Here is a 12143-nt window from a genome sequence, read left to right as displayed (position 1 = left end):
ATGAGCGAACTCTTTCCTCGTAAACAGATCATGGGATTTGTCTTCTCATTGGTACTGACGGCAGTCGCGATGGGCGTCTATTTCTTCGACATGTCGTATGCAGTCGCAATGACGGTCCTTCTGATCACGGCGTTCCTTCAAGCGGGCCTACAGCTCGTCGTGTTCATGCACGCCGGTGAAACAGAAGATAAAGGCGCGATTTACGCGAACGTCTACTACGGCGTCATCATCGCCCTGTTCACCGTCTTCGGTACACTGCTCGTACTTGTATGGGATATGGGATAAAAGAATAGCACACAAAGAAAGCAAGAGATTCCGCATTTGGGAACTCTTGCTTTCTCTATATTGTAATGGTCAGCTGCCCTTAAGCAGGTGGTCTAATACATAAAACAAATGCAGGGCAATTCAAAGAGGGAGTTTTCAAAACTTCATAGTCAACATCTTCACATAAGATAAGACATCCGTTAACACATACACAATTTTCCCCGAATATTTGTACAAGCTTTGGTTGACCATTTATTAGTGCCCACGTAACAATGGAGCAGAGTGTATTATTAACGGTAAACATCTGTTTAAGGGTCACAATAATATTAGGATCATTTAAATCTTGCTCGTTAATCAAACTAAACTCATTATCAATATTTTGGCAAGCTGTTTTGGCATCCATAAAAATAAATAGTTGGTTAATAAAGAATATTTGTCCAAATGATGGGGTTGTAAAAGGAACAGTATCTATTTCATTTCTTCGCTGTGTACATTCTGGGCTTTCTTTGGATGGAAGCGGAATAGGACAAGATACACTAGTAAAACTTTTGATAGAGCAACGTTTCATGCAAGCACCTCCTATTAACAGTTTATTTAGGAATGTGGAGTTTGCTTGTACAAGCACCCTATTATTTTTGAACTTACTAATATCAATAGTTTATGTGTAAACAAATCATGGGATTTGTGTAGGGTGCTCCTTTTTTATTTTAAAAAAATTCAAAATTCCTGTTGACAGGTGCACGTGTGGATAGTAGATTATTATTCATATTAAAAATGACAACTGAATCGAATTCTTATCCAGAGAGGTGGAGGGACTGGCCCTGCGAAACCTCGGCAACAGACTGCGTGCAGTACTGTGCCAACTCCAGCAAGTCAATGTGCTTGAAAGATAAGAAGAGCCGTGAGATTACGTATTTTCAACCTCTTCTTATTCGTTAAGAAGAGGTTTTATTATTTTGTTGAAAGAGGTGATTGGTGAACGAACGGTATGTTTTTAAAAAGAATAGTTGCATTTCTTATCCAGAGAGGTGGAGGGACTGGCCCTGCGAAACCTCGGCAACAGACTGCGTGCAGTACTGTGCCAACTCCAGCAAGCCGATGTGCTTGAAAGATAAGAAGAGCGATATGAAACGTATTTTCAGCCCTCTTCTTATTTTGGAAGAGGGTTTTTTATTTGAAAAAGGAGGAGTAATCATGACGAAACGAATCTTGTTGAACGCATTTGATATGGGGTGTGCGGGGCATCAATCACCAGGGCTTTGGGCACATCCGGACGATCAGTCGCTTCGGTATAACGATGTGAATTATTGGGTGGAGCTTGCACAGCTCCTTGAAAAAGGAAAGTTCGACGGCCTGTTTTTAGCGGATGTGGTCGGGGTTTATGATGTGTATCAGGGAAGTCAGGATACGGCCATACGGGAAGGCGTGCAGATCCCAGTCAATGATCCCCTCTTGCTCGTTCCAGCGATGGCACAGGCGACCGAACATTTGAGCTTCGGACTTACGTATACACTTACCTATGAACAGCCGTATACACTTGCGAGGCGATTTTCAACCCTCGATCACCTGACGAAAGGGCGCGTGGCATGGAACATCGTTTGCTCGTACCTCGACAGTGCTGCTCGGAACTACGGGCTTGATCGACAAATCGGTCATGATAACCGTTATGAGCTGGCGGAGGAATTCCTTGAGGTAAGCTACAAGCTCTGGGAAGGCAGCTGGGAGGACGATGCGGTGAAGCACGATAAGACATCGCGGGTGTTCGCCGATCCGGAAAAAGTGCATGCCATCAATCATGACGGAGCGTTTTACAAAGTACAGGGAATACACCTGTGTGACCCTTCTCCTCAAGGGACACCCGTCCTCTATCAAGCAGGCGCGTCCCCACGTGGACGAAAGTTCGCAGCAAGGCACGCCGAATGTGTTTTCGTAGCCGGTCCAACGCCACAAATCGTGCGGAAGACGGTCGATGATATTCGTTTAAAAGCTGATGAAAATGGGCGTGGAGCGGATAGTGTCAAGGTCTTTACGGTGTTCACACCAATTGTCGGTCGGACAGAAGAGGAAGCGAAGCAAAAGTACGAAGAACAGAAAAGCTACATCAGCTATGACGGAGCGTTGGCGCTACTTGGGGGATGGACAGGAATCGATTTTTCCCAGTTCAGTCCGGATCAGACCCTTGAGTATATCGAAAATGATGCGATGCGATCCTCCGTGGAGGTATTTACGACAGCCGATCCGAACCGGCGATGGACGGTTGAGGAACTGGCGAAGCACGTCGGTCTTGGTGGTCGCGGACCGCTTGTCGTTGGATCACCGGAACAGGTGGCGGATGAACTGGAGCGCTGGGTGAGGGAAGCGGATGTCGATGGCTTTAACATCGCGTATACCCTTGCACCTGGAACTTTCGAGGATTTCGTCGAGCTGGTCGTTCCGATCCTGCAGGATCGTGGACTCGTTCAGCATGAATATGAACAAGGGACTTACCGGGAGAAATTGTTCGGGCACGGGAAGGTCAAGCTACCGGATACGCATACAGGAACACAATACCGCAAAGGGAAAACTCTACAACATATTTAAGGAGTGGGGCCAATGTTCACATTTTATCTAATCGGTTTGTTCGTCTTCTGGGTCATCGGTCTTGGTCTATGGAATCATCTGTATCCGAAGGAAAGTAAGGAGAGGGAGTCGTAATGGGATCATACGCCATTTCATTCATTTGGATCACTGTTGTATTGCTCGCCGCCTATTTCGCATTTGTCATATGGCTCGGAAAGAAAGGGTCTGCGCATAGCGGAACCCTCGTCGGCTTTACGATCGCCAAAGGGAAAGTGAATCCATGGATCGTCGGAATGAGCTTCGGTGCCTCGTTTGCCAGTGCCAACCTGTTCCTCGGGGTCCCCGCCTGGGCCTATTCGTATGGCGTTTCGACGCTATGGTGGACGCTCGGGTGCTTCGGCATCTCCTGGATTGGCCTCCTGGTTTTCAGTAAGACGTTCTGGCGATACGGTCAGAAAAATGGCGGCGTCGTCACGCTGCCGGAATGGTTGGGAAAGAAGTATGACAGTGACACGATCCGCATCCTTGTCGCCTTTCTGATCCTATTCAACGTGTATTATATCGTCGGACAAAATGTCGGTCTTGCAACGTTGTTCGAGACGATCGTCGGAATCCCATACATATGGGGCGTCGTGCTCGGGGTTACGATTACGATCCTCTATGTCGGCTGGGGCGGTGCCTTTGCGCAACTCGTAAGTGATGGTGTTCAAGGCATCATCATGTGCATTACCTCCATCATCATCTTCGTTTCCTTGTTGTGGACAGTCGGCGGTGGGCTCGGAGTGTTTGACCGGCTCCACGGCCAGCTCGCATCCATCAGTCCTCAGCTAGTGGCAGCGACTTCGACCAGCGACGGTCCGTTCAACAGTGGATTTTCAATCTTATCGATTCAGTGGCTACTGTTCAGCTTCGTCTTATTGCCGCATCTACTGAACAAAGTGTTAACGTTGGATGATGAGAAGCAGTTGCGACCGTTCACGCTATCGGCCGGCATTTCCCTGTTCCTCTTATCCACGCTCACCGTTTTTGCGGGGCTAGCAGCTCGGGTGATTTTACCAAACATTGAAGCGCCAGATAAAGCTATCCCGTTGTATTTAATAGAAGCGTTTCATCCAGTAATCGTCGCCATCATTTTAACGGGAATCATTTCAGCAATCCTCTCAACGACGGATAGTCTCTATCTGGGGATCTCTTCAAGCATCGGAAACGATATTTTCAAACCATTGGTCGGTCCATTCCTTTTGAAGAACAAATCGGTTACGGTAAAAATGGTCGACGATCGGGCTGTGAAAATCTCAAAATCATCACTGATTGTAATCGGGTTACTGTCGTTATACCTTGCAGTTCAACGGCCAGATTCCCTAGCACTATTGATCCAATTCGGAACGTCAGCAATCATCAGTGGAATTGCAGCCCCGATTGCCCTTGGTTACTTCTGGCCGAAAGCGAACAAGTACGGCGCACTCGCCTCCTTGATCGGAGGAGCAGGACTCTACATGACGTTGACCAGTCTGGAAATCGTCTCGAATCTGTTCATCGCGTTGTTCTACAGTTCAATCCTCGGATTCACCCTTATGATCTCGGTTTGTCTAGTTACACAGCCAGCAGTCAAACGCAAGCTGAAGTATTCAATTAATCATTGATGTTGGCGAAAACAAACACCTTTTGCAAACAGGCACGAAGACGTGACCTAACACAACAAAAATTTAAAAAGCACATTAAAACACCTATCAAATTGCACTAAAATTTGATAGGTGTTCCTGTTGAAATGATGACATAGCCTGACATTCAAAAGGTCAGTTATCAAAGAGAATGATTACGGTGTATTTTCTATTACGAAAGGTTCTGACATGATGAAAACGACAAATCCGTCAAGTCACCTAACCAGAGAGGCTTTCTGATATGGTGAAAACGCTGAAACTGGTGAAGTCACCCACTCAAAGAGGGCTTTTGGATGGGTGAAAACACTGAAACTGGTGAAGTCACCCACTCAAAGAGTGCTTTTGGATGGGTGAAAACGCTGAAACTGGTGAAGTCACCCACTCAAAGAGTGCTTATGAAAGTGGAAAGTACGAAAAGGGATCTTCAACACTAAGGTGAAATAGTTAAATATGGATTAACTATTTCACCCCACCCTTTTTCAAATTAACGTGAGGAGGATATGAATTGAAGGAGCATGTATTGTTCATTCACAGTGCAGGACCCCAGGACGGAGAGCAAGGAAGTAGTAGACTAATCGCTTATTTACAAAAGTCCATTAGTTCGGATTTCCATTTTTCATCCCCTGCCATGCCGGATCCGGAAAACCCAAGCTATGATTTATGGAAGAACGTACTAGAAGAGAAACTTTCTGAGTTAAAGAGTTCTGTAATCTTGATCGGACATTCATTAGGTGGTTCAGTTCTTCTAAAGTATCTAACTGAAGAATTTTGTGATGTATCTATCTCTGGTTTGTTTGTAATGGGTTCACCTTTTTGGGGTTTGGATAAAGATTGGCAATATAAAGAATTTGAACTCACGGATAATTTTGAAACGAGACTACCTTCAATCTCCCAAATCTATCTTTATCATAGCCGAAATGATGATGTTGTACCTTTTTCACATTTTGAACACTATGCCTATAAGCTTCCACACGCTCAGAAAAGAATATTCGAGAACCACGGGCATTTATTTCAAGATGATCTACCAGAACTTGTTCATGATATTAAAGCAAAAAATCTCAAAATATAAATTGGTAACGAAAGTAGCTGGTCATCCACTTGACACTTTCCAAGAAAAGACAAAAAGAAGACCATGTAGAAAGAATTTGATCTACTTGGTCTTTTGTTTGTTATAGAAACGTCAGCTTCCCTTCTGGACTGTACGCTGTACACGATAGTGCTTTTTGTTTTCCAATGCGCCAGTTCCTAGTACGACTCCTGTGACGATGAAGAAAAAGCCGGCAAGCTGGGATAGTTGAATGGTTTCTCCTAAAAACAGCCAAGCCCCCATCAAAGAGAAAAATGGCGTCAAGTTGATGAAGATCGCCGATTCACCTGCACCAAGTTGATGGATCGCTTTGTTGTAGATCATATGCCCGACGCCTGTGGCGAGTATGGCGGATGCGAAAAAGACGCTCCACACCCAACTCGGTTTACCAGTCAGGGTCGACATCCCACCAGGTTCAATTTGAAAACTGACTAAAAACAAGAATACAGCACCTAAAAGCTGCATCCATCCAGTAATCAAACGGGCATCCATCGTTTGGGTTAATTTTTTGATATATACGAAGCTGATTGCTTGTGCCACGACACATAGGAAGACGAAAACATCCCCTAAGGAAATACCGTTCAAGTTACCTGAGCCATTCAAAACGATGAAGGAAACCCCAGTCAATCCGAGTAAAATCCCCAAAAGCTTCAAAGGCGTCAATCGATCACCAAGAAACAGGATCGCGGAGAGCGAGGTCATCAATGGAACAAGACCTAAAATGAGACCTGTGTTTGAAGCGGTCGTCATCGTCAATCCGGTTGCTAGGAAATAATGATGTCCCAAATAACCTGTCAACGCACAGATGACGATATAAAAGAGTTGTTTCCGATTCACTTTCCGAAATTCTTTTTTCATACCTAAAACAATCATCACGACAAAGCCTGCCGTCAAAATCCGGAATGCCGTGATCGTGATTGGTGCAAAATAGTCCACTAAAATTTTTATCGCAATGACATTGAAGCCCCAGATAATCATGAGCATCAACAGTAACAGATAAATGATTGGTTTTGTCAAAGCCATCATCTTCTTTCTTTCGGATCTTCTCGTTTGATTCGAGCTGAATTATCTTCAAATCATAACACGAAAAGGAACGAAGAGAGGCAGGTTTTGCCTGGAAATTTGAAAGATGAACATAAAGAATGAAACAAGACATACCATTGCAACTTTAGGGCTAAAATACACAAAAAGGAGGTTGTCCAAACTATGAATGAAAGAAAAAGCGGTGAAGATGAAGCAGTACATGCGAATGAAGAGATCAACAAGGCTTTAAACGGCGATGATAATGACACGCTTGATCTAGCCCCGCTCTTGAATAACAACGCAGCTCCGATCTTCATTAAAAAGCCAAAAAGAAATGATGAGACCTGATTGCCTTATAAGAAGTGTTTAAAAAGGTTTACTACGAACATCACAGTACTAAATGTGGTGTTTTTATTTTTGTTGCGAGTAGGAGTTGTTGAGCAGGATGGAGAATTTAAAGTGTATTCTCTTTTGAAAATTGGGGGACCAGCAATATGAGTCGAATCGCAAAAACTCCTCAACCACCGTATTTTGCAGTGATCTTTTCTTCACAGCGAACAGAAGTTGATGGTGGTTATGGTAAGATGGCGGACAAAATGGTAGAGCTCGCTTCTCAACAGGAGGGCTTCTTAGGTGTGGAAAATGCTCGTGATGAGGGGCTGGGCATTACCGTGTCATACTGGGAGTCTCTGGATGCAATAAAGAATTGGAAGGAACATTCAGCACATCAAGTTGCCCAAGATAGAGGCAAATCAGAATGGTATAAAAAATTTGTACTTAGAGTTTGTAGGGTGGAGAGAGATCAGTTTTATGAAATGTGATACATACTTCTGCACTTTATTCATTACGTAATGTCTATTGCCTCAGCACTAAGGGTTTTAGAATTCTACCTTTACAAGGAGAGATGATTTTGAATCAAATTAACTTACTTTTAAACGTTCTAGATTCAACATATGATAAAGAGAGTTGGTATGCACCGTTCAAACATGCAATTGAAGGAATCACAGCAGAACAAGCCAATTGGAAACCAGCTGGAGAGGCGACAAAATCAATCTGGGAAAACGTCAATCATCTCATTTACTACAAAGAGCGACTTGCCACAAACATGGAAGGGCGTGAGTGGGCACACAACCTTGATGGCGATGATACCTTTCATTTCATTACACCATCTAATGAAGATGAAGAATGGAAGAAAGTCGTTGTACGTGCAGAAAATGCTCAACATCGGTTGCGAGAGGTACTTAGTAACACTTCTGTTGAGAAGCTTGAGCAAAATTCACTTGAAGAAAAGCTATTGGACATTTTTCTTCACGACGCCTATCATACTGGTCAAATTATGCAAATCAGAAAAATGCAAAAGTCGTGGCCATCCAACCGTTAACTGAAAGAAATATTTTGTTTTGAAGAATGAAATCAGGAGCTTAAGAGGCGATTTTATAAAAAAATATAAGAAATGGTTTAGGATTACTCCTAAGCTTTTTTGATGTGTTTTTGTTTTTGTTGAAAAATCCAGAAAAACAAATTGGTTAAGATTGGGAACTATTTTGGTTTCTCATCGTATGAATAGGTGGAGTTTTTAAACAGAACTTTAGAATTCAGATAGGAAGAGGGGAACTTATGGCAACACATGCTTTAGAAGTACAATCGTTGACGAAGGTCATTGGAAAGAAGAAGCTCGTAGATGATGTGAGTTTCAGTGTGGAAAAGGGTGAAATCTTTGGACTTTTGGGTCCCAACGGAGCCGGGAAGACGACCATCATCCGTATGATTGTCAGCTTGATCAAACGGACAGATGGCGCTGTTATCATTAATGGCACCAACCTGGATGAACAATATAAAGATGCGATGAGTGAAATGGGAGCCATCGTTGAAAACCCGGAATTTTACAAGTATATGAGTGGTTACAAAAATTTAAAGCATTATGCAAATATGGCGCTTAAGGAAGTGTCAGATGAACGTATTAAAGAGGTCGTCAAATTAGTGAAACTGGAAGACGTCATGCATAAGAAAGTAAAGACGTATTCACTAGGAATGCGACAAAGGCTTGGCGTGGCTCAAGCGTTGTTACATAACCCGTCACTGCTTATCCTTGATGAGCCTACGAATGGATTGGATCCGCAGGGAATCAGAGAATTCAGAGATTACCTCCATACCCTTGCAGCTGAAGGAATGTCAGTCCTCGTTTCTTCTCATCTATTATCGGAAATGCAGCTGATGTGTAATCGTTTTGCGATTCTCGAAAAAGGAAAGCTGATCCATATCTCATCCATGAATGAAACGACGGAGATTGACGAAGCGAAAGAGGTCGTATTTGAGGTGGACAACTCTCAAGAAGCCGTTGATGTCGTGAAAGAACAAATAGAAGTTTCTAATATCAAAGTACTTTCAGACCAACAGTTTTCCGTCCATATCAATAGAGCTGGCATTAATATGATTAATCGACTTTTGATTTCAAATGAAATAGATGTCTATGGCATCAACCGTGTAGAAGCTTCGCTGGAAGACCGCTTCTTTGAGATTACAAATCAAGGCGTAAAGGAGGAAGTGAAGTGATTTCCTTAATTCGTAACGAACTCATGAAAATGTTCCAAAAGAAATCGAGTTGGATCTATCTCATCATTATTCTGATCGCGGTCATTGCGGGCGGTATTATTTCCAATGCAGTTGCAGGTGAAGCTGATGAGGATTGGAAAGCTACTATGAAGGCTGAGATCGAAGAATTACAGAAAAATGCCAAAGAAGTACCTGAGGGAGAAAGGCAGTTTTTTGAAGAACAAATTCAACAAAAACAACAATATCTGGATAAAGACGTGAATCCGGATGCTCAAAGTAACTGGCATTTTATGAATGAAGTTGTATACGGGGTCACGATATTGGTCACATTGCTTTCTGTTATTGTGGCAAGTGCAAGCGTGTCTTCTGAATTTGCGGATGGGACGATTAAGCAGCTTTTGATCCGACCACATCAAAGGTGGGCGATCCTCCTTTCTAAATATATATCCATACTCATCTATTCACTTATTCTTTTGGTGACAATGATTGTTTCTGGATATCTTGTAGGATTGATCGCATTCGGTAACGGGGAATTTTCAGCTAAAATCTTTGAGATGGCGATGGATGGACAGAAGGAAGCAGAAGTCGGTCCACAATTCTTCCTGAAGATGGCCTATTACCTTCCGAGCCTGTTGATCATAACTGCAATCGCGTTTATGCTCTCCACTTTATTTAAAAGTCAGGCGCTGGCGGTTGGTATTGGAATCTTTGTCTTGTTCGTATCTTCCACACTAGGCGGATTGATGGTCTTTTTGGCAGAGAAGTACGAGTGGGCTAAATTTGTGATTTTCCCGCATCTCGACTTAACGATTTACGCTTTGCAGGATAAAATCCTGGGAGACGTCACACTGCAGTTCTCATTGATGATCTTAACTGTGTACTATGCGATCTTCATGATCCTAACATTCGTCTTCTTCCAGAAGAGGGATATTAGTATATAAAAACAGCTCATTTTGATTGTTTCTTCAATAATATTGTTGATGCCAAGAAGTTCTGATGTGATCTCCCAGTTGTTACTAAAGCTCATGTGAAGACCGCTTTTGCAAATATAGACTGATGTCACATCGTCATTGGGGTGAGTAATATAAAGATTTTGGTGCGGGTACTGGTTACACTTAGCCTTTTAGTAATAGCAAATGTCATTGCTGCTCTTTTATTAGGCTTCCACTTTCTTGATCTTGCTGTGATGGTGGGGATTACTGCCGTGATCGTGCTCTTAGTATTGAATATTTCACACGAAGGCTCGGGAAGTCATGTGGATCCACAAACACTATCATTTGTGTCTACACCAGAAAGCGGTGGTAATGGTTTGGATCGCCAGACCATCATAAGTCTATTAGTGGCAATCAGTTATACAGCTGTCTCTTTATTATTTTTGTTATTTTGATTAATTGGTGTGCTCATTTAGTAACTAATGTAAGCAGTCATAAAAACACTATCCTCTAACCCAACTAGATGGATAGTGTTTTTTTGTGGTGTTTTTATTTTTACATAGGAATGGTTACTGGAGAGATTAGGAATACACATCAGAAAAATTCGTAATATAAATTAACAAACAAAAAGGAGGATAAAGATGAATATATTCCTGATCTCCTTAAACGTCGCAATATTATTGTTGCTGATACTTGGTTTGTACTACATGCAAAAGAAGCAAGTATCCTTTTCGAAACGTGTATTCACAGGATTAGGTTTAGGTATCATTTTCGGTTATCTTCTTCATCTGATCTATGGAACAGAGCACGAAGTTACAGCCGGAACACTTGATTGGTTCAGCATTGTTGGCAATGGTTATGTGAAGCTTCTACAAATGGTTGTTATCCCGCTCATTTTCATTTCAATTGTCGGAGCCTTTACGAAGTTGAAGTTAACGAAGAATATCGGGAAAATCAGTTTCCTTGTCGTGGGGATTTTAATTGGAACGACTGCGATTTCGGCAGCTGTTGGAATTGGATCTGCGTTAGGATTTGGACTGGATGGTATTGAGTTGTCGGCTGGTGAAGCGGAGAACGCTCGGAATGAACAATTACAGGAACGTGTTGGGACTGTAGAAAATATGACGATTCCTCAGCAAATCCTACAGTTCATTCCAAGCAATCCATTTTTAGATTTTACAGGTGCTCGTGCAACCTCAACAATTGCCGTTGTCTTTTTTGCCGCCATTATCGGGATGGGTTACCTTGGTGTGAAGCGAAAAGAACCAGAGCATGCAGAATTATTTGCGAAAATCATTGATAGTATATACTCGATTGTCATGAGAGTGGTCACGTTGATTCTCCGTCTAACGCCATATGGGATCCTAGCGATTATTGCAAAAGTTGCAGCGACAAGTAACTATGATGCCATCATGAAATTAGGCACGTTTGTTGTGGCTTCTTATGTGGCATTAGCTGTGGTGTTTATCATTCACTTACTATTGTTGTTCTTTGCAAAATTAAACCCTGTCAATTACGTGAAAAAAGGTCTGCCGACTTTAACGTTTGCCTTTACGTCGCGTACAAGTGCAGGAACACTGCCGATGACCATTAAGTCACAAACAAAGGATTTTGGTGTTTCGGAAGGGATTGCAAACTTTGCCGGTTCCTTTGGACTAACCATTGGGCAAAATGGATGTGCTGGTGTTTATCCAGCCATGTTAGCGGTTATGGTAGCCCCAGCAGCTGGTATCGACCCTACAAGTCCATCATTCTTGATTTCTCTTATTCTCGTAGTCGCAATCAGTTCATTTGGTGTTGCAGGTGTCGGGGGAGGCGCAACCTTTGCAGCTCTCATCGTACTGTCCGTCATGAACCTGCCGATCACAATCGTGGCACTGCTCATATCAGTTGAACCTCTCATCGACATGGGCCGAACTGCCGTAAACGTCAGTGGAGCCATGACATCTGGTATCCTGACAAGCAAAGCCACAGGAGAATTCGAAAACGAAGTATACCAGCAGAAGGATGTTGTAGAAGTATAAATCGGTGCTAATGAAATAACGACAGAAGCCCAATTTCTTA

14 protein-coding genes and 2 riboswitches are annotated in these 12143 nt (G+C 42.9%); of the genes, 12 read left to right on the top strand and 2 right to left on the bottom strand.

Translation table 11 applies throughout. The features are described from left to right. Positions 1-285 (top strand): cytochrome aa3 quinol oxidase subunit IV, encoded by a 285-nt coding sequence (gene qoxD / locus ACXQIQ_RS07610; RefSeq protein ID WP_439299365.1) that lies wholly within the window; start codon positions 1-3, stop codon positions 283-285. A gap of 79 nt (positions 286-364) precedes the next feature. On the opposite strand, the gene ACXQIQ_RS07605 is transcribed toward qoxD, so the two are convergent. After that, on the bottom strand, positions 365-832 hold the full coding sequence (locus ACXQIQ_RS07605) for a hypothetical protein (RefSeq protein ID WP_439299366.1): 468 nt from the start codon (positions 830-832) through the stop codon (positions 365-367). Between the two features lie 223 nt (positions 833-1055). Next, a riboswitch (SAM riboswitch) is annotated at positions 1056-1160 on the top strand. Between the two features lie 117 nt (positions 1161-1277). Next, positions 1278-1382: riboswitch (SAM riboswitch) on the top strand. A gap of 76 nt (positions 1383-1458) precedes the next feature. On the opposite strand from ACXQIQ_RS07605, the gene ACXQIQ_RS07600 reads away from it, so the two are divergent. The 4 genes from ACXQIQ_RS07600 (at position 1459) to ACXQIQ_RS07585 (ending at position 5553) form a co-directional block, all read left to right on the top strand. Then, complete coding sequence (locus ACXQIQ_RS07600; RefSeq protein ID WP_439299367.1) at positions 1459-2844, top strand: LLM class flavin-dependent oxidoreductase; 1386 nt, start codon at positions 1459-1461, stop codon at positions 2842-2844. A 113-nt stretch (positions 2845-2957) separates the two neighbouring features. Continuing rightward, complete coding sequence (locus tag ACXQIQ_RS07595; protein ID WP_439299368.1) at positions 2958-4466, top strand: sodium:solute symporter family transporter; 1509 nt, start codon at positions 2958-2960, stop codon at positions 4464-4466. 311 nt (positions 4467-4777) lie between these two features. Continuing rightward, positions 4778-4918, top strand: coding sequence for a hypothetical protein (locus tag ACXQIQ_RS07590; RefSeq protein WP_439299369.1), 141 nt, complete (start codon positions 4778-4780; stop codon positions 4916-4918). 71 nt (positions 4919-4989) lie between these two features. Continuing rightward, positions 4990-5553 (top strand): alpha/beta hydrolase, encoded by a 564-nt coding sequence (locus ACXQIQ_RS07585; RefSeq protein ID WP_439299370.1) that lies wholly within the window; start codon positions 4990-4992, stop codon positions 5551-5553. A gap of 111 nt (positions 5554-5664) precedes the next feature. Here ACXQIQ_RS07585 and ACXQIQ_RS07580 read toward each other — a convergent pair whose 3' ends face one another. Beyond that, entirely contained in the window at positions 5665-6588 is a 924-nt protein-coding gene (locus ACXQIQ_RS07580; protein WP_439299371.1) for a DMT family transporter, read from the bottom strand. Between the two features lie 189 nt (positions 6589-6777). On the opposite strand from ACXQIQ_RS07580, the gene ACXQIQ_RS07575 reads away from it, so the two are divergent. The 7 genes from ACXQIQ_RS07575 (at position 6778) to ACXQIQ_RS07545 (ending at position 12103) form a co-directional block, all read left to right on the top strand. Next, entirely contained in the window at positions 6778-6942 is a 165-nt protein-coding gene (locus tag ACXQIQ_RS07575; RefSeq protein WP_439299372.1) for a hypothetical protein, read from the top strand. A 146-nt stretch (positions 6943-7088) separates the two neighbouring features. After that, complete coding sequence (locus ACXQIQ_RS07570) at positions 7089-7415, top strand: antibiotic biosynthesis monooxygenase family protein (protein WP_439299373.1); 327 nt, start codon at positions 7089-7091, stop codon at positions 7413-7415. An 89-nt stretch (positions 7416-7504) separates the two neighbouring features. Next, positions 7505-7975, top strand: coding sequence for a DinB family protein (locus ACXQIQ_RS07565; RefSeq protein ID WP_458025990.1), 471 nt, complete (start codon positions 7505-7507; stop codon positions 7973-7975). A 236-nt stretch (positions 7976-8211) separates the two neighbouring features. Continuing rightward, positions 8212-9147 (top strand): ABC transporter ATP-binding protein, encoded by a 936-nt coding sequence (locus ACXQIQ_RS07560; RefSeq protein ID WP_439299375.1) that lies wholly within the window; start codon positions 8212-8214, stop codon positions 9145-9147. Continuing rightward, a complete protein-coding gene (locus ACXQIQ_RS07555; RefSeq protein ID WP_439299376.1) occupies positions 9144-10088 on the top strand; it encodes an ABC transporter permease in 945 nt (314 codons plus the stop codon). The genes ACXQIQ_RS07560 and ACXQIQ_RS07555 overlap by 4 nt, the downstream gene beginning before the upstream one ends. 152 nt (positions 10089-10240) lie before the next feature. Then, positions 10241-10534 carry a hypothetical protein gene (locus ACXQIQ_RS07550; RefSeq protein ID WP_439299377.1) on the top strand — a complete coding sequence of 98 codons (294 nt, stop codon included), beginning with the start codon at positions 10241-10243 and terminating at the stop codon, positions 10532-10534. A 186-nt stretch (positions 10535-10720) separates the two neighbouring features. Further along, complete coding sequence (locus tag ACXQIQ_RS07545) at positions 10721-12103, top strand: L-cystine transporter (protein ID WP_439299378.1); 1383 nt, start codon at positions 10721-10723, stop codon at positions 12101-12103. The last annotated feature ends 40 nt before the right edge of the window (positions 12104-12143 follow it).

This window comes from Pseudalkalibacillus sp. Hm43, from assembly GCF_054170705.1.
The sequence above is the reverse complement of the archived record's forward strand: the minus strand, read 5'-3'. Positions and strand labels throughout refer to the sequence as shown.